Below are 21901 nucleotides of genomic sequence, written 5' to 3'. Positions count from 1 at the left end.
TTAGAGTAACGGGTTATTTATATTAGTTTTTATCTTTTAATCAAGGTGTTTAGTCACCATATACTATATATAGTCCACACAAAGACTGAAATAAATAATAGGTTAACGCTTTGAAGGCGTCACGTGTCGAGTTGACACACCAATAAGTAGGGATGGGAAAGCTTGTGAGCGACATGGTAAAAAATACCTTATTGTGGCTGGTGGTAATCGGCGTTCTAGTGCTAGTGTTTAGCGGCTTTGATCAATCATCAGAGCCTGATAACCTTAACTACTCTGAGTTTGTGACCGCAGTGTCAGAAAGTCAAGTAGCTAGCGTTGAGATCGACGGTGAACAAATCACTGGTGAGAAGAAAAATGGCTCAACATTTGAGACCATTAGACCGGCTGTGGCTGATGAGCAGTTAATGCCAATGCTGCGTGAAAATCAGGTCGAAGTAGAAGGCACAGCACCAAAACGCCAAAGCATACTAATGCAGCTATTGATTGCTAGTTTCCCGATTCTATTGATTATCGGTCTCTTCTTATTCTTTATGCGTAATATGCAAGGCGGCGCTGGCGGTAAAGGCGGTGGCCCTATGAGCTTTGGTAAGTCAAAAGCCAAAATGCTGAGCGAAGATCAGATCAAGGTTAATTTTACTGATGTTGCAGGCTGCGAAGAAGCCAAAGAAGAAGTCGTCGAAGTGGTTGAATTCTTGCGTGACCCTGATAAGTTCACTAAGCTTGGTGCGACTATTCCGCGTGGTATCTTGATGGTCGGTCCTCCAGGTACCGGTAAAACCTTGCTAGCTCGAGCTATCGCTGGTGAGGCCAAAGTACCGTTTTTCTCAATATCAGGTTCTGATTTTGTGGAGATGTTCGTTGGTGTGGGTGCTTCGCGTGTTCGTGATATGTTCGAACAAGCAAAAAAGAGTGCGCCTTGTATCATCTTTATTGATGAAATTGATGCGGTCGGTCGTCATCGCGGCTCAGGTATGGGCGGTGGTAATGATGAGCGCGAGCAGACACTGAACCAATTACTCGTTGAGATGGATGGTTTTGAAGGTAATGAAGGGGTGATTGTCATCGCCGCGACTAACCGTGCTGACGTCCTCGATAAAGCGCTACTCCGTCCTGGCCGTTTTGATCGTCAGGTACAAGTAGGCTTGCCAGATATCAAAGGCCGTGAGCAAATCCTAAAAGTACATCTGAAGAAACTGCCAAATACGATCAGTGTCGATGCGCGAGCTTTGGCTCGTGGTACACCTGGCTTTACTGGTGCTCAGCTTGCTAACCTCGTCAACGAAGCCGCACTATTTGCCGCGCGCCGTAATAAGCGCAGCGTCGATATGAATGACTTTGAAGATGCCAAAGACAAGCTCTATATGGGTCCTGAGCGCAAATCTATGGTGATACGTGAAGAAGAGCGCCGCGCCACCGCTTATCATGAAGCAGGTCATGCCTTAGTTGCTGAACTACTACCGGGTACTGATCCGGTGCATAAGGTAACGATTATGCCACGCGGATTTGCGCTTGGTGTCACTTGGCAGTTGCCTGAGCATGATCAGACAAGTATGTATAAGTCAAAAATGCTCAATGATATCGCTATTTTGTTCGGCGGTCGTATCGCTGAAGAGGTGTTTATCAATCAGATGTCGACTGGTGCTTCTAATGACTTTGAACGTGCGACTAAGATGGCACGAGCAATGGTGACTAAGTATGGTATGTCAGATGCGCTAGGTATCATGGTCTATGAAGACGATGATAGCTCGCAAGGGTACTTCGGCGGCGGTGGTCGGACGATTTCTGAAGCCACGCAGCAAAAGGTCGATGACGAAGTTCGCCGGATGTTAGAAGAGCAATATGACATCGCGCGTGAATTAATCGAGGCAAATCAAGATAAAATGCACGCTATGGTAGACGCGCTTATGAAGTGGGAAACGATTGACCGTGATCAACTGCAAGATATCTTAGCTGGCGAAGAGCCACGTCCACCGAAGATTTATCAGCACAATGAAGTCAATTTATCAAAAGATAGAGAGAAGCCTGAAGGTACCATTCCGCCGCCACTACCAGCGATGTAATGACTTGGTATAGTGGATATAAAACCATTGAAATTAAGAAGCCCTTTTCATAAAGGGCTTTTTTTGGGTTAAAAATTAGAGATGTAATACCCCAATCCTAATGTAGGAGCTGAATGTCGTAATAAAAGGTTTAGACTCCGTTCTGAGGAATTGTAAAGGTTAGACAGACTTTAGGAGTACCACTCATTTACTGATATGATAAGCTAAAAATTAATGGTGCTTAATTAATAAATTTTATCTACATGAGATCAGTTATGCCGTTGTTTCAGCCCTTACCTGCTTATAGTATCCGCATACGTCACAAAACATTAGACTTATCGAAGCCGCAAATTATGGGTATTTTAAATGTGACCCCAGATTCGTTTTCGGACGGTGGGCAGTTTAATGCTGTAGACAGTGCTCTAAAACGAGCGCAGGAAATTATCGCAGCAGGCGCCACTATTATCGATATCGGCGGTGAATCCACACGCCCAAATGCTGAGGCAGTAGCGACAGACGAGGAGATAGCTCGCGTCATACCAGTAGTTGAAGCGATTCGCTCGCACTGCGGTGATGAGATATGGTTATCGATTGATACCAGCAGCCCACAAGTGATAGAAGCGGCATTCGCAGCTGGCGCAGATATTTGGAATGATGTTCGTGCGCTCAAACGTGAAGGCGCGGCTGCCATGGCCGCTAAGTTAGATATTCCGGTGATGCTGATGCACATGCGCGGTGAGCCGGCAACCATGAACAGCTTAGCGCAGTACGAGGATGTGGTCAGCGAGGTAATGACGGAGCTTGCAGCGCGTGTAGAAGACGTGACTAGTCTTGGCGTCAAACGTGCTAATATTATCCTAGATCCAGGATTTGGCTTCGCTAAAGATTACGCACATCATTGTGCGCTGTTGACTCAGTTAGCAAGTTTGCAAAGCTTAGAGCTACCGCTGATGTTTGGTATCTCACGCAAGCGTTTTTTGGCAGAAGTACTAGATAAGAGCAATATAGCCCGTTATAAAAACTCCAAAGCTATCGAACGTGATATAGCGAGTACGGCAGCCGGTTTATTTGCACTACAACAAGGCGCGAGTATCATACGCACCCATAATGTGGCGATGATGCAGCAAGCCGTAGCACTTTGGCAGCAGCTCACAGACTATAATCATTTATCAGCTTAGCTTAAACAAACGATGCTTAACATTTAAGACGGCACTTATAGTTAAGTATGGAAAAGATGTAGCGAAACTGGGATGAATTTTTTGCAGCCTCTGTCGACGTAGGCACAGCAAGCCAGAAAAATTTATACCAGTTTCGCGTATTAGGGCGTATTGAACATTCACAAATGCGCACCGCTGATCGCTACTAGTTAATCAAAGCTGTGTTCTAGTCGCCGTTAAAATTGCAGGTAATGCTTATTGCATTGGTTAGCTGATTTTATTTAAACAGTCGCAACGACTAGGGCGATTTTAGCATCAGCCCTCACGACAACAACAGGGACAGGACTATTTTTTGCCGCTTTATTGATAAAAATAGACGCTTAGAACGACTAAACTTACCATTTTTATCTGCAAATCGCCTAAAAAATAGTCTCTGTCAGTGCCAAGGTCGAATGTTCAACACGCCCTAAATAACGTATCCATTTTATTTAGTATCGGCTATATATAAACTAAGCGTGTTTTCAATCAAACATCATATTATTAATAAGCGCTTAACCAGTAAGCGCGTTAACGACTAAAGAGTTATTTATGACTACCCAACCCGAGCCTACCGCTGAACAGCGCCGTATTATTTATCAAGCCCGTCGCGGCCTCAAAGAGCTAGATTTTTATATTGATCCTTACGTAAAAGAGCTTTATCTAGCGGCTGATACTGCCGAGCAAGCTACCTTTGCTGAGCTGCTCACATATGAAGACCCTGATTTATTAGATTATTTTACCAATCAAAGTCAGCCGGATGACGCTGCGGTTTGGGAGCTAGTCAATAAAATTAAGACTTGGCGTCATAGTAAGGACTTAACCTAGTAAGGACTTAATGCGTTAGGCACTGTGCTAAACTGTACAGGTGTGCGCTAAACTGTACAGGTATTAATCACTCGGCTCTACTTTACGCAATTTGCTGGATAATTAGATGACCATGTCGCGCTTATCGTTACGGATTGATACTCCTGTACAGCCTACTAGCTATTTGCGTGCCTTATTATATGGCAGTTTGACAGCTATTATTATTCTACTCGCTTGGTTAGCGAAATTATGGCTTTGGCAATATGTGCTCATTTTGCTAGTAGCTGCTTTAGTTGTGAGTTATTTGGCTTTATCAAGGCCAATCTTAATGCATCTTAGTCAGCCTCCAATGAGCAAACGCATCGATCTAGGTTGGCAGCTGCTGATGCGTACCGGACGCGCTGACGAGCTTTGGCAAGCTACGCTCTCTACAGCCCATCACTATCCGTGGTTGATACATTTAACCCTGATAATAACTGAACCTTATCAGCGGCCCTTTACCGTGACCATATTTCGCGATCAAGTGAGCGCTGAGCAGTGGCGACAGCTGAGCGTATTAGCTAATAGTGTCGATGGCGCTACTCAAAGCGATTAAAGTACCACGGTCGAATGTTCAGCACGCCCTAAATCTATAAGCTACTAGACGATACAAGCCATAACAAAACACCTCTCTAGCTATATAAATGGATTTGTTATATTAGGGCTGTTGAAAACAAATATAACGATAAAAGGAGAGAGTTATGAGTTTATTAGGAAATTTAGTTTCGCAAGTCGCGCGTAGTGCTATGGATCCAAATGATGCGCAGCGTAATCCGATCAATCAGCGCACTAGCCCGCGCCGTACGGGTGGTCTTGGTGATATATTGGGCAGTGTGCTCGGCGGTTCGGCAGGTGGCTATAACCCGCAGCAATACGGCCGTCAAGCAGATAATGGCTTCGGTCTAGATGATCTATTAGGTGGCTTAGGCGGCGGCGCACAGCGCGGCAGTATGAGCTCAGGTGCAGGCGGCCTTGGCGATATCTTAGGCAGTGTGCTTGGCGGTGGTCAACGTAGTAGAGGCGGCTTTGGCGGTAAGGGTATGCTAATAGCCGCGCTGATGCCGATGGTGCTAAGCTGGATACAGCGCAATGGTGGTCTCAGCGGTGCGTTATCGAAGATTACTGGTATGGGCCATGAAGCACAAGCGCGCTCTTGGATGAGCAATAGTGAGCCTAATGATAATCTAGATCCTAATGAGATCAATCGTCTATTTGACGAAAACGAGATTCAGCAAGTGGCCGCGCAAACCGGCGCTAATGATAGCGAAGTTCGCCAAGGGCTAGCAGAGCTGTTACCTGAGGTAATGAATCAGCTGACCCCAAATGGTAACTTAGATAATGAGAAAGAAGCGAATCAAGAGATTGATCAGATTATCGGTCAGCTATCGAGTCGACTAGGTACTTTAAAATAGATACTGTCAGATAAAATCCCGTTAAACCTAACTGGTCATATTTTGAAAAGAGCCTTTATTAAAAGGCTCTTTTCTATCGAAGGCTTAAAATTAAAAGCGCTCATCCAAAGTTTCTAAAGTATAGTTAAGCGCTTGAAAACAGATGTCCGTCTTAAAGCCGCGATACTGCAAAAATCGCAGCTGCTTAGCTTTTTCTTTTTGCTCCACTGGTATAGTGTCACCATACTTCTTAGTGCGAGCCTCTACCGCTAGTTTGAGCCAATCAACCCCCTCAACTAAGCTGTCATCAGGATCAACGAACTCGCGAAACTCTTCAGACTCACTATTTGCCATATCAATGAGCTCATCAATATTGCTTGGCATAGTGATTTGCTTTTTATAAAACTCCTGCTTGATACGCTGACGGCCGCGGCCTTTACGAATGTTTTCACGAATTAGCATAAGGGTAGTGCGGTAGTCACTTTGATAACCTTTCTCTTCAAATTCAGCAAGCAGCTTATTAATACTATCCGGGTCTTGCTCTTTGTCGATAAGCTTTTGTTTGAGCTCCGCCTTACCGTACTCACGCCGTGACAGATAATAAAAAGCCAACCAGCGCAAACGGCTCTCAGCTTTGATAGCATCGAGCTCGGCTTGCTTTTGTTCAGGGGTGCGCAGGTAAGCTTTAAGCGCCGAGGGTAGGTTGTCTATCTCGCAAGCCGTGAACGCCGCTGTAGACGCTTCTGTGTTCTCTTGATCAAGAGACGTCGCAATATTATCGGTTACTTGTTTGGCGGTATCGTGAGAGCTGTCTGCTTTGTCACTACTGCCGTCTGTATGATCTTCATCTGTATGTACCTTGCGCTTAACTTCAGCTAGCATCTGCTGAATGCTTTGTGAGTCTGGCGGCACGTAAGCGGGCGTATCATTGTGCTCAGCGACAAAAATTGCTGCAGCATGGAAGCGCTTTTTGCGTTTTTTTGATTTTGATTTAAGGGAATTTGATGAAGGTTTAGCTAATGATTTATTTGAAGATTGGGATAAAGCATCAAAGCTTGAAGAATCCTCTGCAAAAAAGCTTTTGTCACTCTCATCAGTGGATGTAGTATGAGTTTTCTTCTCAGAAAAAGGCTCTGCGCTTTGTTGCTTTACGCGCTGTGCTTTTTTTGATTTTCTGCGATTAAATAGCTCGGTATTTTTGGTAGTTAAGCTTTTATTATTATGACGTTTTGGTTTACTGCTAGCAGCAGAACTAGCCGAGTCGGTGTCCGACTCGGCTAGAATTTCAGCTAATGTTTTAATCTGCATTTTTAACCTATAAGCTATTCAATAGCATGAAGATTTTTGTGCTTAAGCCATTACTGTATAGGCGATGCTTCTAAGTCCTGAGCGGCGTCTATATCTTCGTCGTTAGCTTCGGGCTGTTCTTTTGTCCCTGACCCTAGCTTTTCTGCACGAATCTTAGCTTCTATCTCTTCTGCGATGGCAGGGTTTTCTTTGAGATAGAGCACTGAGTTGGCTTTACCTTGACCAATCTTTTCATCGCCGTAGCTATACCAAGAGCCCGCTTTGCCTACTGCGCCAATCTCAACGCCAAGGTTAATGATTTCAGCTAAATGGTTGGTACCTTCGCCATAAGTAATCTCAAATTCGGCTTGGCGGAACGGCGGCGCCATTTTGTTTTTGATGACTTTAACGCGAGTTTGGTTACCGATGATGTCATCACCGTTTTTGACCGCGCCGATACGGCGAATATCCATCCGCACCGAAGAATAAAACTTCAGTGCGTTACCACCTGTCGTGGTCTCTGGACTACCAAACATGACGCCAATCTTCATACGAATCTGGTTAATAAACACCACCATACAGTTGGAGCGTTTAGCATTACCAGTGATTTTACGTAGTGCTTGGCTCATCAGACGCGCCTGCAAGCCCATATGCGAATCGCCCATCTCACCCTCAATCTCCGCACGTGGCGTGAGTGCGGCGACCGAGTCAATCACGATCATATCGATAGCACCTGAGCGTACTAACATATCGGTAATCTCAAGTGCCTGCTCGCCATTATCAGGCTGGGAAATCAATAAGTCGTCCGTATTAATGCCTAACTTACGGGCATAAACCGGATCAAGCGCGTGCTCAGCATCGATAAAGGCACAAGTACCGCCTTGCTTTTGGCATTGAGCGATCGTTTGTAGCGTCATGGTGGTTTTACCTGAGCTCTCAGGGCCATAGATCTCAATGATACGGCCTTTAGGTAGGCCGCCAATTCCTAAGGCAATATCTAAGCCTAGAGAGCCTGTTGAGACTACATCGACATCCATAGCAACAGAATCGTCACCGAGATGCATAATAGTGTTCTTACCGAATTGCTTCTCGATTTGTCCTAGTGCTGCTTTGAGTGCTTTTGCTTTGTTGTCGTCCATAATGGACTCCTTGTCAGTAATGAATTTACAAGTGATGTTTTAAGATATAAGAGTGACTAAGTAAACAGGGTAAGTGAATTGGGATAGTCTTTATAAGCCTAAAATAGTCGAAACGGGTAGGGCTATGACTTAGATAGCTATCTTTACTATACAGTAAAAAAAATAGCGTTAGCAGTAAAATTAAGTTTAGAGCGTAGTCGTCAGCAGGGTAGCTACTGTACTGACTAACTCCTGATAAAACCTTTATAAGAATTACTAGGGCGTGTTGAACATTCGACCTTGGCACTGACAGAGACTATTTTTTAGGCGATTTGCAGATAAAAATGGTAAGTTTAGTTGTTCTAAGCGTCTATTTTTATCAATAAAGCGGCAAAAAATAGTCCTGTCCCTGCAGGCTGATGCTAAAATCGCCCTAGTCGTTGCGACTGTTTAAATAAAATCAGCTAGTCAATGCAATAAGCATTACCTGCAATTTTCACTTAGACTAGAACTATTTTAGCGATCAGCAGTGCGCATTTGTGAATGTTCAATACGCCCTAAGCAAATGATAGAGTTAAAAACTAAAAGCCTATAAGAATGCGCTTTTTGTTTGATTATTAGATGAGGTAATTATAACAAAATCCAAGCTAAATAATGAGTTTGTCTCACTCTAAACGACAACAGATGTCGCCTAACCTTTATAGTTTTTATAGGTTTTTATTAGCGCTCAGCTAGCCTGAATGAAGAGTAAATAATATGATTTGTGCGCTCTGAAAAAATACAGATTTGTCAAGAGCAAATATAGTTGTCCACAGCAAAATAAAATAAAATTTTGCTCGCTGTGAAACATTTGCGGCAATCAAATTTATTTTTAAAATAATTATAAATAATTTTTTATTGTTTTAAATTAAAGTAAGTAATTGATTTTATTATAAAAATAAATTGTATAAAAAATGACCAATTTTACCTAAAGCGTTAAGCTATCGACTCATATCCTTGTCAAGTACCTAGTTATCCACAGGGTTATCCACAGCTTCTGGGGAGAACTCTGCAACCCCTTATTCTATCGATGATTGCACAAATTTGAAAATTATTAGAGTCTATCGATTTTTGATATAAACACCTTAAACATATCGGCTTGAGAGTCTTTTGAGCACGAGGTTTCACGTTTAAAAAGGGAGATAATTTGTCTATTTGTTAGTAAAAATTTGAGACGTCTTAGTATTTCGCAGCAAAACCCTAAATAGAAGCGCTCAAGATGCAAAAAAGCGACTGTTGGTAGCAGTCGCTTATGGTACGTAAATAAGGTTTTAGATATTGACTATAGGGCGTCTGATAGCGACTAGGGCGTGTTGAACATTCGACCGTGGCACTGACAGAGACTATTTTTTAGACGATTTGCAGATAAAAATGGTAAGTTTAGTCGTTCTAAGCGTCTATTTTTATCAATAAAGCGGCAAAAAATAGTCCTGTCCCTGTTGTTGTAGTTAGGGCTGATGCTAAAATCGCCCTAGTCGTTGTAAAAATTTAGCTAAGGCATCTGCATTACCTGCAATTTTCCCTTAGACTAGAACGATTTTAGCTATCAGCAGTGCCTTCTTGTGAATGTTCAACACGCCCTAGTCTTTGGTATAAATCAAATCCCATACGCCATGATCACGGTCGATACCTCGGCGCTCAAACTTAGTCATCGGGCGAAAATCAGGACGAGGTGTAAAGTTGCCTGTACCGGCTTGATTGCTCAGTCCTGCAAAGTTATCGAGTACTTCTAGCATCCAAAAAGCGTAATGCTCCCAGTCCGTTGCGGTATGAAACCAGCCGCCCGGTTTTAGAGTGCGAGTGACAATCGCCATACGCTCAGCACTAACAAAGCGGCGCTTAAAATGGCGTTTTTTGCGCCAAGGATCTGGGAAGTAGAGCTGAATACGATCGATATGGTTTTCAGGGAGCTGCTTGAGCAGTTGTATGGCGTCGCCGTTGATAATTTTGATATTAGTCAGGTTTTGCGTGCCTGCCATATAAGCGCATTTACCAATACCAGGCTCATGCACCTCAACACCGATGAAGTTGCGAGTCGGATCGGCTATCGCCATCTCAATCAAAGAGTCCCCGAGCCCAAAACCTATCTCTACTGTGAGCGGTGCATTGCTACCGTTTGGACTATCATTGAATAAGACACGTAGATCATCAATGCCGTCAAGATTACCATCGCCAAAACTGTTGTTGACTAGATATTCTGCAAACTTGGGATCGGTTAACGCTTGCTCCGCGTTTTTATTCATATGCGTGCGGCGCTTCATAAAAGTATTCACAATACGCATATGCTTATCGTTATTAGCCTCCTTGTCGTCAGTTGTAGAGGCAGTACTAACGGCTTCAGAGCGGCTATCGCTGCTATTGTCTACTGAATGATCTACTGGACTGGCAACTGGAGTGTCAATAGAATGATCGGAGGGAGATTGTGAGCTCATAATATGGCTAAGACTTTATAAAGTAATAAGTAGACAGGTATTATAGGTTAAATCCATTGGGTTTTTAAGCGAAATATAGCGAGCAAAAGCGCGAACAGCATTTAAAGGCTTGGATTAGTCAAAGGCAGCTCCAACGCCGTCTTAAACTGCGAACCTAAAAGCTGGTTAGCATTTGATTAGCGGATGCATTGAGCTTAGCGATATCTTATAATAGTTATACTAATGCTAGTTAGTTTAAGCTGCATCCTAAGTTTACTATTTTTAAGTGCTCTATTTTTATTAGACAAACACGTTTAATACGACCTTTCAGCCTCTCTAAAAAAGCCCCAATGCTTAAAATAACAATAGGGCCACTACCATGCTATTTATCGAGACGGATACGCCGCCCCCTTTCTACCGAGAAGAGCTGACCGCTGCTCGGCGCAAGCAGCTAGACCAGTGGTTCATCAGCCACCGTAGCCAAGACTATTACCTCAAGCGCTTTGAGCAGTTCGATGAGCAAGGATATCTGTCTCCTAAGTGGCATTGGGCCGCCTTTTTTATGACCTTTTTTTGGCTGCTCTATCGCAAACGTTACATCGATGCGATCGTCTATAGTGTCGCCGGTTGGTCATTTATTCAGCTCACCATTACTATCGTTTTAGTCTTTGTTGAATTTGCGGCGATGTCATTTATTCCGCTGGCTTATCAGATGCCGCTGCGTATCGCGATTGCCGCTATCATTTGGTTGTTTTGGTCATTTATGGTGGCGCGCTGGACAGACGCTTATTACTACCGAATGGCAAGGCGTGAGATCGCCGATGCTTTAGACGATCATCCGCGTGATGAGGCAGCGCAAAAAGCCATACTACGGCGTGAAGGCGGCGTCAGCTTATTTGGTTTAGGACTGGGATTCGCTATTTTTGTGTTTGCCTTAACGGTCATCAAGGTGCAGTTTTTACCTATTATCGCAAAGCCAAAAGAAAACGAAGTGCTATTCGATGCTTACGATATCACCAAAACCGCACAAAATCAGGTGGCTCTAGCTTATCAGCAAACAGGCGAGTGTCCTACTCAGCTGCCGATAGCGACTAGCAACCCAAAAATACAAGTGCACATTGATACGCAAACGCCAAGCGTGCCAGAAACCGACTGTACCGTGACAGGTACTATTCAAAATGTCAGGTTTCCACTGCGCTATTTGAACGGTCAGACACTGGTGTTTTATCATCTACCAAATCAGGATAATTGGCGCTGCACGAGCTCATTAAATGAAAAGCAAGCGCCGGCCTATTGCGTGGCTGATTAAGCATTAGTTTTTTGAATGGGGTAGAGGGTCTTGATCCTTATCAACTGGCGTGGCTTGGTTTTTAAGCTCTTCATAAAACTCGCTTAAGTCCATTTTGCGCGCTTTATCTATATCTTCATCGAAGAGACTCTCAAGCTCAGCCATCGCCGACTGCGCCGATTCGATAAGGCTTGCTTCATCATCATAGATGGCCTGCTGGCGTTCGATCAAATCATCGTCGTAATCGCGGAAAGTCTGCACCGTTTCGCGCGCTTTTTCAGGGGAGATGCCCAATAACTGCAAGGACTCACGCGACATATCTAAGGAGGATAAATAAGTCTCGCGCCATATATGACGAACCCCAACCTCACGCAGACGGTAGTAATGCTGCCTATCCCGCGCTCGTGCTAAAACAATCAAATCTGGATAATTCTTACGTAAATACTCAGCAGTGGTAATAGAGCGCTCTAGATCATCGATGGCCAAAATAAATAACCTCGCTTTATTGATACCAGCGGCGCGCAGAATCTCTGGGTTTTTGGGATCGCCATAATAGACTTTATTACCAAATTTACGTACAAAATCCACGCGGTTCGCTGAGCGCTCAATGGCGGTAAATTCGATATTGTGCATGCGCAGTACCCGGCCAATAATCTGACCGACACGGCCAAAACCGGAAATAATGACTTGATGCTCGTGATCAGGAATAGTGTCGTAGTCGCGCTTGGGCTTACTTTTTGCAAATAAAGGTTCGCCTGCTTTTTCGAGTAATAAAAACGCGAATGGCGTAAGCGCCATGGAGATAGTCACTACCAGATTTAGCATATTGGCCAGCTCCGGCCTTAAGACATTCTGCGCACTTGCTACGCTAAAGAGTACAAAGGCAAACTCGCCGCCTTGCGCTAACGTCACCCCAAGCCGGATGCTCGTCGGTAAGCGGTTACCTGATACTTTGGCGATAGCCGTTACCACGCCGAATTTGATGACCATTAATGCCAAAGCACAGCCGACAATAAACACCGGCTTAGCCAGGATAAGCTTGACATCTGTCAGCATGCCTACCGACATAAAGAACAGACCTAACAGCAGTCCTTTAAACGGCTCAATACTCGCCTCTAACTCGTGACGGTACTCCGAATCTGCTAGCAATACACCGGTCAAAAATGCACCTAAAGCCATGGAAAGACCGATCTGCTCCATTAAAATAGAGACGCCCATTACGATAAATAACGCTACCGCCGTTAACAGCTCGGCTGCGCCGCTAGAAGCCACGAACTTAAAGAAAGGTCTGACAATATAACGACTCGATAAAATCAAACCAGCAAAAACCATAAATACTTTAGCAAAATAAATTAAGTCATAGCTTTGTTCGCGTACCCCTGATAAAAAGGGGATGACAGCGAGCAGTGGAATAACGGCGATATCTTGAAACAGTAAGATAGTAAAGGCTTCGCGGCCATGCGTGCTTGAGAGCTGCTGCTTTTCGGTCAATATTTGCAGCACAAATGCGGTAGAGGAAAGCGCTAAACCAAAGCCAACGATAAAAGCTGTATCAAGCTGTAATGCAAAAAACTGATATAAAATCGCCATTAACACGATACCAGTCATGCCGACTTGCAAACCGCCTAACACAAAAATAGAGCGGCGTAGCGCCCACAGACGCGAAGGCTGTAGTTCTAGACCGATGATGAACAGTAGCATCACCACGCCAAATTCAGAAAAATGCAACAAACTCTCAGCGTCGCCTGCGACGTCTAGCGCGCTTGGGCCTAATATCAAACCAGTAATCAGGTAGCCCAAAACGGTTGCAATACCGAAGCGCTTACCAAGCGGCACAAACAGTAGCGCTGCCCCCAAAAAGATAGTCGCTTGTAGCATTAAGTTTGGAGAGCCGGCGGCGGCTGCGAACATAGTAAATCCTTATCATTCAGTCTCAAGCGTATAAGGTTAAGCAAAATAACAAAAAGGCGACTTATTTTTTGCGATAAATTTTCCAGACGTCATTATCGGCAATAGGATTGCTATAAGCATCATTGCGGCGTTTGCGCGGGGTCTGCCGACTATCCACAATCTTAAAATCAGGCAACGCATGCACAATCAGACCGGTACGATAAAAACGAACGCGCTCCGGCTCTAGCATCTCACCTTTATTATCGCGGCAGAACACATAAGCGCGCAAATCAATAAACTCTCGATGCGCAACCAACCTAGCTTCATCATCTGCCTCAAATACGGCAGTCATACGCTCAATCTCTTGCGCAGTATACTCACCGCATTTATTCATCAAGGCGTTGACTGAGCCAAAGCTTTTAGATTCTTTGGCGCGGGTTTTGGTCAGATGTAAGCGCTGCACATTAAAGATAAACTGCGGTATCTCTAGGCTAGCAGGTAGTGGCAGATGATCAGGGGGCATATCTGCGGCAGGATAAAACTCCTTAGCACGGTCCAATAAGCTCTGCCAGCGCTGCTGATAAGCGTGCACCTCGCTAAGATTACCCTCAAAGATAGGCATATCGCGAATTTGCCGTAGAATATCAGGCGGAAACTGCTCATCACGGAAGCTGGCGATATCTTCTTGTAGCGTTGATAGCAGCACTTTGGCGTGCTTCTTACCGTCCTTTGAAGCAGGATCATCGATGTAGTCGGGAGCAACAAAAGGTGCTGAGCGTCTAGACATGGCAATAGCTCATTATTAAAAATTAATCGTTGATAAAGCTGCGATCTCTACTAAATAATAGCAAAAAGCGGCTCATTATAGATAAAATTATCGTCATTATAACCGCATAAGCGGCTACAGGTTTCATTTATCTACATTAAAACCTTTATAATGAATCATATAGTCATTTCACTTTTACTCTGAACTGACTATATTGCAAGATAACGTTTGTGAAGCGCTATGCCTAAAAAGAGGCTCTATTCAAACATCGATAACGCTACTCTGGTTTAGCAAGCGTTTCTGGTTTAGCAAGCGTTGGTAAAATCATCATGAATATCATCCGTATCATACTCATATCTATACTGGCATTCGCGTTTGGGTTTTGGCTCATTATGGCGTCGAATATGGGGCCCGCTTATTAGCCACAAGTTATGAATGGAAGCTTAGATATTTGGATAAGGGGGCTCTTATTAGGGCGTGTTGAACATTCGACCATGGCACTGACAGAGACTATTTTTTAGGCGATTTGCAGATAAAAATAGTAAGTTTAGTCGTTCTAAGCGTCTATTTTTATCAATAAAGCGGCAAAAAATAGTCCTGTCCCTGTTGTTGTCGTGAGGGCTGATGCTAAAATCGCCCTAGTCGTTGCGACTATTTAAATAAAATCAGCTAGCCAATGCAATAAGCATTATCTGCAATTTTAACGACGACTAGAACACAGCTTTGATTAACTAGTAGCGATCAGCAGTGCGCATTTGTGAATGTTCAACACGCCCTAGTATCTGGCTTATTTATTTGGCTATTTATTTAGTTAGCCATTATCATTTGGTGGTTAAGCATGATTTACCGCTATTTTCCAAATCCATAAAAATAATTGGACCCTTAAACTAAAATCTTTAGTTAATGATTGTGGCCGATATGGCCGCTATCACTGACGGCTCGCTCGGAGATATCACAAACAAGCGTATCACTGTGAGCCATCGTCTGCGGATGCGATAGGCTCTCCACCTGAATAGTGGCATGACTAATGCCTAAGTCTTGCAAGCGCTGTTCAAGCTCGCTAATCAGCACACTAGCCTCCGTAATACTCATCTCGCCATCGACCACCACGTGACAAGATAAAGCGTTTAGGCCACTAGTAATACTCCAAATATGGAGGTCATGAATCTTTTCGACTTGCTTGTGATCGAGCAGGCGCTCTTTGACTGCGTCTAATGAGATATCTTTTGGCGTGCCTTCCATCAAGATATGAACCGAATCGCGTACTACCCGATAACCGCTGACCAAAATCAGCACAGCGACGATGACAGAAGCGAGCGCATCCGCCCACAACCAGCCAAAGCCTATCATTAATAGCGCGGCGATAATGGCGGCCACTGAGCCCATCAAGTCACTTAAGACATGTAGATAGGCGCTTTGCATATTGAGGTTGACAGGCTCTTTAGCGTCAGAGGAGTTTTGTTTTTCTCCATGACTGTGTCCGCTATCGCCACTATGGCTACCTCGGTGCATCAGCCAAGCCACTAGGATATTAATAAGCATGCCGATAGTAGCGATGATCAGCATACCTTGAGTAGCAATATCTGGCGGCGAATTAAAGCGTTTGATCGCCTCCCAAAAAATCATAAGGGCAATAATGACTAAAGTTGCGCCATTAACGCCGGCGACTAAAATCTCAAAGCGCTTATAGCCAAAGGTTTTTTGACGAGTCGCCGCTTTTTCACCGATTTTAAAGGCTATCAAGGTCGCGCCTAACGCTACTGCGTCGCTGAGCATGTGTCCGGCATCAGATAATAAGGCTAAGCTTCCCGTGAGTAAGCCGCCAACAGCTTCGATAACCATATAACCGGTAATAATAAGGAAGCTAATCAATAAAGTGCGCTGATAGCCTTTAGTATCACTATTACTATTGGTTGCACTATTTGTAGAGGCGGCAGGGCTAGGGTTTAAAGGTGAGGACTGCTCTTCATTATACGTATGCCCTTCATTATAGGTGTGAGAGCTATGTTGACTATGGTCATGATGATCTTGCTCATGCGGATGATTATTATTTTCGCCAGTCATTATAATCCTCAAACTCAAAGTAGTTTATAAGAGAACGATGGCTAAAATCTAGCATAACTGTCGATGAGAAGCTGTAACGCTGCCGTAACGGCTAAACGTCATACAATATATAGAATAAAAAGGTATAGAGCGGACAGATAATAATAAATGTATAAAAATCACCAACCGACAGGATCGATATCTAAGGTGAGTTTAAGATACTTTGTGCTCGGTAAAGCCAGTACCGGCTGCCACCAGAGCTTGAGAATATGATGCAGCTGCGCGCGCTCTTTGGCTAATAGCAGCAGCTGTGAGTGATAACGGCTGTTCTTTTTACTCATTGGCGCATCGATAGGGCCGAGAACGGCCAGCTTATGGCCTGTGGGTAGATGAGCTACGGCATCTTTGAGCGCTTGCGTGGTCACCGCCAAAGTCTTGCCTTCACAGCGAATAAGCGCAGCATAACTATAGGGAGGTAGGCCCATCATTTTGCGCTCTTGTAGCAACGACTGCGCAAAGGAGTGATAGCCGTCTTTGACCAGCTTAAGCAGTAGTGGGTTATCCGGTTGTAGCGTTTGAATCAGTACGCGACCAGCCTTGTCACCGCGTCCAGCACGGCCCGCGACTTGAATCATCAGCTGCGCGGTATGCTCAGGCGAGCGAAAGTCTGCAGATAAAAAGCCTCTATCAGCATTAGGCAAGCAGACGAGCGTGACATTAGGAAAGTGATGACCTTTAGCGACCATTTGCGTGCCGACTAGAATCGCCGGCTTACCTTCGTTAATACGCTGATAGATATTCTCCCAGCTGTCTTTACGCCTCGTGGTGTCACGGTCAATCTGAATAATCGGGTATTGTATTTTACTGGTTTGCGGATTAGCAAACAGCGCATGTAAGTTTTCGCTAAGTCTTGTCGTCCCCATCCCTTTGGTATCTAAGTTTTGACTGGCGCAGTCCGGACAGCTATTTGGAATGTAAGCCTGCCAGTCACAGTGATGGCATTTTAAATAAGAGCTGCTTTGGTTTTGGCGACTATAATGCACCGTTAGATGCGCATCGCAGCGTGGACAGTCTGCTTGCCAGCCACAAGCTTCGCAGAGTAATACCGGCGCATAGCCGCGACGATTTAGAAATATTAATACCTGCTCGCCGGCTTCGAGCGTTTGCCGAATAGCCTTGATGAGATCATCGGTCAGACCTGTGTCATAGTTTGCGCCATCGTCTGCAGTTTGCTGATGAGTGGTTTGCAGGCGGGCATCGATGAGCTGCATAGTCGCAGGCTTGGCACTGCCAGGACGCGTCGTTAGCTGGCACTCTATCAGCTTACCATCTGCTACAAGCTTTAGATGCTCAAGCGTTGGGGTCGCAGTTCCGAGCACGACGGGTATCTTGTATTGCAGGCCGCGATATAGCGCCACGTCGCTTGCATGGTAGCGTAGGGTGTCTTGCTGCTTATAAGAGCTATCATGCGCCTCATCAACGATGATCAGTCCTAAATTGGCAAAAGGATACAGCACAGCTGAGCGGGTACCGATGATGATTTGCGCGTGACCGGTACGGCAGTCTTGCCAACCTTGCAGACGGTAGGTGTTGGTCATACCTGAATGCAGTAGCACGATTTGCGCAGCAAAGCGGCTAGCAAAACGCGCTCGCGTCTGTGGCGTTAGGCCAATCTCTGGCACCAGTATGAGTACTTGCTTGCCAGCTTCTAATACCGCTTGCATCGCTTGCAAATAGACTTCCGTTTTACCACTACCGGTGATACCGTTGAGTAAAACACCTTTATACTGCTCAGCGCTATGAGCAGCAGTAATCGTCGCCACCGCCTGCTGCTGCTCGTCATTGAGATCAAGCGGCATCTTCGCTAAGCTCACAGGCTTAGGCGCTGATTTGTGCTCTATGTAGCGCTCAATTAAGCCCTTGTCTTCTAACGTCTTCAAAAAGCTGCGCTGCATTCCTTCGAGTAATAACACATCTTCGCTCGCACCGCGCTCGCCATGCAACTTGAGCATGTCGAACTGCTGTTTTTGCTTGACCGCATTGGCATGAAAGTCAGCATCGGTGACGTGCGGCAGGATGCGCCAATGAGTAATAAGCAAGTCGAGCGGTTTGCCTTGCCGCACAAGGCTTGGCAGCATCACAGCGAGTACATCGCCTAAAGGGTAATGATAATAACGCGCAAGCCAGTACGCAAGGCGAAGCATAGCGCTATCGACGATAGGTTCATCATCTAAGCACTGATTAATGGCTTTAAGCTTGCTTACCGGGACATCGCTATCCGCTTGAGCAATATGAGCGATGACGATACCGATCAAAGTCTGCCTACCAAAAGAGACTTCGACGCGGCTACCGATTTCGGGCAAAGATAAGTCTGCAGGCACGCCATAATCAAATACTCGATAAAGCGGAACCGGTAGAGCAACTTGAACTAACATAAATGACGCTCGCAGCCTTATTAAAAGTTAAATTCGGTGATGTTTAAAGTGTAGTGAAACATATTAATAAGTGAAGCATACCAATAGATGAGGGTACTCGTTTTATTTATGCGTAATATGAGTAGCACAAATAAGCAAGCCCAAATTGCCGTTATCGATAACCGCGCTTTGGGCTTAAGCTTTTGAGCTTGATAAAGTTGCCTTTGACTTCACGACTGTAGTCTTGAGCTATCAGATTCGATACTCTCAGACTTGACGCTATCCGTTATTCTATATACATAATTGACTCAATCTCTACCACGCCGCCTTTTGGCAAGGCTGCTACTTGTACCGCAGCGCGAGCAGGATACGGCTCACTTAGATTGGCTACAAATACCTCATTTAGTGCCGCAAAATCGCTCAAATCGGTCAAGGAGACGTTAAATTTGACCACATCATTGATAGTACCACCAGCGGCCGCGCAAATGGCTTTAATATTCTCAAATACTTGCTTGGCCTGCGCCTCAAAGCCTTCTTTTAGCTCCATAGTATCAGGATCAAAACCAAGCTGGCCTGAGATATAGACCGTATTACCAACCTTTACTGCTTGTGAGTAAGTGCCAACAGCGGCAGGAGCTTTATCGGTTTGAATAGTTTGACGACTCATAGTTATTCCTTTGAGTAAGTGAATAGTAAATAAACAGGGGTTAAGTTATTTTGATAGTTTTATAGCTGATACAGACGCATAATATTAGGGAAGCCTAATAGCGATCTTAGCTCACGGATACCTTGGGCTAAGTGCACCCGGCTGCGAACGACTACATGAACGATCGTATCACTGTGACGTACATCGATCGTCTCTACACCAATATTTAACTGGCGCAGATGATAAACCACTTCGCTGATTTGCTCATCGCTTAGCGAGATGGAGAGTTTGAGATAAGCTGGAAAGCGTATCTTATTTCCGGCATCATCAGATTCGTTTTGTTTAACTGCTTTATCATCGCGCCACTGTAGCTGAATGATTTGGTAAGGATTGTCTTTACGAATATCATCGAGCGAAAAACACTTATGCCGGTGCACGACCAACCCATGCTGTGATAAGTGGCCAACGATTGGGTCGCCATAAATAGGATGACAACAATTGGCAAAATCAAGCTCAACACCCGCAGTATTGACGATGAGCTGCTGCGGCTGCGAGGCTTCACTGACATCCGCTTGCAGACTGCTCATCTCGTCGCTAAATAAGCGTGAAACAACGAGCTGCGGCAATAAAGTGCCAGAGCTTATTTGCTCAAACAGCACGTTTTTATCATCAACACCGCGCCACTCAAGTAGGTTGTTCCACTCAGAATCGTATAAGTCCGCTAGGCTTTTATGGTACGTTTTTAAAGCGCGATCTAGCGCTTGTTGACCATGACGCTGCTTTTCACTCGTGGGTAAGTCTTTAAACCAGCGCAAGATCTCCTTACGGGCTTTATTGGTGACCACAAAGCCAAGCCATTCCGCTTTGGGCTCAGAGTCGCTATCGACTTCAATCTCGACCAGCTGTCCGTTTTTGACAACCGTCCCAAGTTTGGCTTTTTCATTATCAATATTCGCGCCGACAGCGACATTACCCACCATAGGCCCAACCGCATAAGCGAAGTCGAGCGCCGTTGCGCCTTGCGGCAGCTCATAGGCACGGCCCTGCGGACTATAGCAGAGGATTTTGCTTGAATGCAGATAGTCCATCAGCTCGTTAATCGTAGACACCGCCGCGGTAAAGTCAGGACTATTTTCATCTAAGGTCTCTTCATCGACCAGCTCTTTCATATTGCGTAGTGAGGCTTGAATCACTGATTGGCTGATATCAGAGGCATGCTCAGCACCGATCACGCCGAGTCGCGCCACCTTTTGCATCTTTTTGGTCATAATGACTACTTTGATACAATCATTGTCACGCTCATAAAGTAAAGTCAAAGATTGATTGCCGCCAGGTAGCGGCCGGCGAATATTGTCCTGAATATTCGCATCTTCGATTTGATATTTTTTGATGAAATAGTAAGCCAGCTTATCACAGGCCTCTACCGTATCGAGGACGATCTCAAAAGAGTAGTGACGAAGTAGGGCATTAATCTCGCCGCGGTTGCGAAAGAACTGACGGTACATAGCAACGCGGTTGTCTAAGATTTTAACGTGACCATTTAACTCTAAGTTGTTCAATACCACAATCAGATAGCGATGGATGGCTTCTTTTTGAAAGTTGCGTCCAAGGCCGTGCTGCAACAGCTTATCAGACAGCTTGTTATACATCTCAGAGTTAAGATTGCGGTAGCAGAGCACCTCTATGTAGTCAGCAATGTCATTGATGCCCATCAAGCGGGCGAAGGGCACATAAAAATCTAAAGTCTCTTGCGCGGTGGCGCGCTGCTTTTCAGTGCTGACCGCATCGAGCGTGGACATGTTATGCAGGCGGTCTGATAACTTGATAATCAACACGCGCGGATCTAACAAGGTTGCGGTAAGAATTTTATGAAAGGTTGCCGCTTTGTTTTGCTGCTTATTGTATTTTGAGGACTTAAGCTTGGTGACACCATCAACCAAGCGGGCGACGACTTTGCCATAACGCTGCTCAATCTGCTCGCCAGTGACTTCAGTATCTTCAACCGTATCATGCAAAATTGCGGCGATAATCGTATCACGGTCTAAACGAAAACCGGCCAAAATCTCAGCAACCGCGATAGGATGAGTAATATAGGGCTCACCTGATTTGCGCTTGTCTTTGATATGAGCGATATCACCAAACTCACATGCATCGATAATGTCGCGGCGATCGTCCCGACTTAAATACCCAACCGAGCGCAGCAAGTTATATTGGGCCTCGTCTACTAGACGATGACTGAGCTTAGGAAGGGTTTGGCTCATATAAGATTATCCTATGACTGAGCGCCTACTATGAGGCGCCTATAACTTGGCAATGGATTTAGCGGCTATTATTTAAAAAAACAAGCCAAAAGTAAATAAAATAGACTCTAATACGAGTTTGGTTTTCACTCTCTAATTAATCGTAAATAGCCTACAATGTCAACTACTAAGCACACTCAGTCTGTAAATAGCAAAAAACAGTTTTTTAAATCATAAAAACCACAGCTTAGAACTGTGGTTTTATCGCGCTACTTGAGTGCATCAGTAGC

The 21901-nt window shown here is 44.9% G+C and carries 15 protein-coding genes; 6 read left to right on the top strand and 9 right to left on the bottom strand.

Annotation, left to right across the window (positions count from 1 at the left end; translation table 11 throughout):
* The first annotated feature begins 164 nt into the window (after positions 1–164).
* From ftsH to JMY03_RS05040, 5 genes are all read left to right on the top strand, one after another.
* Complete coding sequence (gene ftsH / locus JMY03_RS05060) at positions 165–2060, top strand: ATP-dependent zinc metalloprotease FtsH (protein WP_307833136.1); 1896 nt, start codon at positions 165–167, stop codon at positions 2058–2060.
* Between the two features lie 254 nt (positions 2061–2314).
* Positions 2315–3217 carry a dihydropteroate synthase gene (gene folP / locus JMY03_RS05055; RefSeq protein WP_201601614.1) on the top strand — a complete coding sequence of 301 codons (903 nt, stop codon included), beginning with the start codon at positions 2315–2317 and terminating at the stop codon, positions 3215–3217.
* A 567-nt stretch (positions 3218–3784) separates the two neighbouring features.
* Entirely contained in the window at positions 3785–4060 is a 276-nt protein-coding gene (locus JMY03_RS05050; protein WP_025644638.1) for an FAD assembly factor SdhE, read from the top strand.
* Positions 4061–4166: 106 nt separating this feature from the next.
* Positions 4167–4634 (top strand): protein YgfX, encoded by a 468-nt coding sequence (locus JMY03_RS05045; protein ID WP_227675488.1) that lies wholly within the window; start codon positions 4167–4169, stop codon positions 4632–4634.
* 145 nt (positions 4635–4779) lie between these two features.
* Entirely contained in the window at positions 4780–5490 is a 711-nt protein-coding gene (locus JMY03_RS05040; protein WP_201601612.1) for a YidB family protein, read from the top strand.
* Between the two features lie 90 nt (positions 5491–5580).
* Here the strand turns inward: JMY03_RS05040 and JMY03_RS05035 are convergent, their stop codons facing one another.
* The 3 genes from JMY03_RS05035 to trmB all read right to left on the bottom strand — a co-directional run bounded on the left by JMY03_RS05035 (position 5581) and on the right by trmB (position 10195).
* Positions 5581–6777: a regulatory protein RecX gene (locus tag JMY03_RS05035; protein ID WP_201601610.1), complete on the bottom strand. Its 1197-nt coding sequence runs from the start codon at positions 6775–6777 to the stop codon at positions 5581–5583.
* 50 nt (positions 6778–6827) lie between these two features.
* Positions 6828–7895: a recombinase RecA gene (recA, locus tag JMY03_RS05030; RefSeq protein ID WP_201601608.1), complete on the bottom strand. Its 1068-nt coding sequence runs from the start codon at positions 7893–7895 to the stop codon at positions 6828–6830.
* A 1598-nt stretch (positions 7896–9493) separates the two neighbouring features.
* Positions 9494–10195 (bottom strand): tRNA (guanosine(46)-N7)-methyltransferase TrmB, encoded by a 702-nt coding sequence (gene trmB, locus JMY03_RS05025; protein WP_238063604.1) that lies wholly within the window; start codon positions 10193–10195, stop codon positions 9494–9496.
* Between the two features lie 508 nt (positions 10196–10703).
* Here trmB and JMY03_RS05020 point away from each other — a divergent pair.
* Positions 10704–11633, top strand: a complete 930-nt coding sequence (locus JMY03_RS05020) for a DUF2628 domain-containing protein (protein ID WP_201601605.1) — start codon at positions 10704–10706, stop codon at positions 11631–11633.
* Positions 11634–11636: 3 nt separating this feature from the next.
* Here the strand turns inward: JMY03_RS05020 and JMY03_RS05015 are convergent, their stop codons facing one another.
* The 6 genes from JMY03_RS05015 to JMY03_RS04990 all read right to left on the bottom strand — a co-directional run bounded on the left by JMY03_RS05015 (position 11637) and on the right by JMY03_RS04990 (position 21632).
* The gene (locus tag JMY03_RS05015) at positions 11637–13523 is read right to left on the bottom strand and encodes a monovalent cation:proton antiporter-2 (CPA2) family protein (RefSeq protein WP_201601602.1); all 1887 of its coding nucleotides are present in this window, start codon (positions 13521–13523) and stop codon (positions 11637–11639) included.
* Positions 13524–13584: 61 nt separating this feature from the next.
* Positions 13585–14289: a hypothetical protein gene (locus tag JMY03_RS05010; protein WP_201601599.1), complete on the bottom strand. Its 705-nt coding sequence runs from the start codon at positions 14287–14289 to the stop codon at positions 13585–13587.
* 879 nt (positions 14290–15168) lie between these two features.
* Positions 15169–16332 carry a cation diffusion facilitator family transporter gene (locus JMY03_RS05005; protein ID WP_201601596.1) on the bottom strand — a complete coding sequence of 388 codons (1164 nt, stop codon included), beginning with the start codon at positions 16330–16332 and terminating at the stop codon, positions 15169–15171.
* Positions 16333–16490: 158 nt separating this feature from the next.
* Positions 16491–18746, bottom strand: a complete 2256-nt coding sequence (locus JMY03_RS05000) for a primosomal protein N' (RefSeq protein ID WP_201601594.1) — start codon at positions 18744–18746, stop codon at positions 16491–16493.
* A 265-nt stretch (positions 18747–19011) separates the two neighbouring features.
* Positions 19012–19392, bottom strand: coding sequence for a Rid family detoxifying hydrolase (locus JMY03_RS04995; protein WP_025644615.1), 381 nt, complete (start codon positions 19390–19392; stop codon positions 19012–19014).
* A 59-nt stretch (positions 19393–19451) separates the two neighbouring features.
* On the bottom strand, positions 19452–21632 hold the full coding sequence (locus tag JMY03_RS04990) for a RelA/SpoT family protein (protein WP_201601591.1): 2181 nt from the start codon (positions 21630–21632) through the stop codon (positions 19452–19454).
* Positions 21633–21901 lie beyond the last annotated feature (269 nt).

This window comes from Psychrobacter submarinus (assembly GCF_904846685.1).
In the GTDB taxonomy this organism is placed as follows: domain Bacteria; phylum Pseudomonadota; class Gammaproteobacteria; order Pseudomonadales; family Moraxellaceae; genus Psychrobacter; species Psychrobacter submarinus.
This window is presented reverse-complemented; position numbering and strand designations above follow the sequence as displayed.

Coding starts and splice junctions, on each gene's coding strand:
- folP (WP_201601614.1), top strand. CDS start 2,315: ATGCCGTTGTTTCAGCCCTTACCTGCTTATAGTATCCGCATACGTCAC.
- JMY03_RS05050 (WP_025644638.1), top strand. CDS start 3,785: ATGACTACCCAACCCGAGCCTACCGCTGAACAGCGCCGTATTATTTAT.
- JMY03_RS05045 (WP_227675488.1), top strand. CDS start 4,167: ATGACCATGTCGCGCTTATCGTTACGGATTGATACTCCTGTACAGCCT.
- JMY03_RS05040 (WP_201601612.1), top strand. CDS start 4,780: ATGAGTTTATTAGGAAATTTAGTTTCGCAAGTCGCGCGTAGTGCTATG.
- JMY03_RS05035 (WP_201601610.1), bottom strand. CDS start 6,777: ATGCAGATTAAAACATTAGCTGAAATTCTAGCCGAGTCGGACACCGAC.
- recA (WP_201601608.1), bottom strand. CDS start 7,895: ATGGACGACAACAAAGCAAAAGCACTCAAAGCAGCACTAGGACAAATC.
- trmB (WP_238063604.1), bottom strand. CDS start 10,195: ATGCGTATTGTGAATACTTTTATGAAGCGCCGCACGCATATGAATAAA.
- JMY03_RS05020 (WP_201601605.1), top strand. CDS start 10,704: ATGCTATTTATCGAGACGGATACGCCGCCCCCTTTCTACCGAGAAGAG.
- JMY03_RS05015 (WP_201601602.1), bottom strand. CDS start 13,523: ATGTTCGCAGCCGCCGCCGGCTCTCCAAACTTAATGCTACAAGCGACT.
- JMY03_RS05010 (WP_201601599.1), bottom strand. CDS start 14,289: ATGTCTAGACGCTCAGCACCTTTTGTTGCTCCCGACTACATCGATGAT.
- JMY03_RS05005 (WP_201601596.1), bottom strand. CDS start 16,332: ATGACTGGCGAAAATAATAATCATCCGCATGAGCAAGATCATCATGAC.
- JMY03_RS05000 (WP_201601594.1), bottom strand. CDS start 18,746: ATGTTAGTTCAAGTTGCTCTACCGGTTCCGCTTTATCGAGTATTTGAT.
- JMY03_RS04995 (WP_025644615.1), bottom strand. CDS start 19,392: ATGAGTCGTCAAACTATTCAAACCGATAAAGCTCCTGCCGCTGTTGGC.
- JMY03_RS04990 (WP_201601591.1), bottom strand. CDS start 21,632: ATGAGCCAAACCCTTCCTAAGCTCAGTCATCGTCTAGTAGACGAGGCC.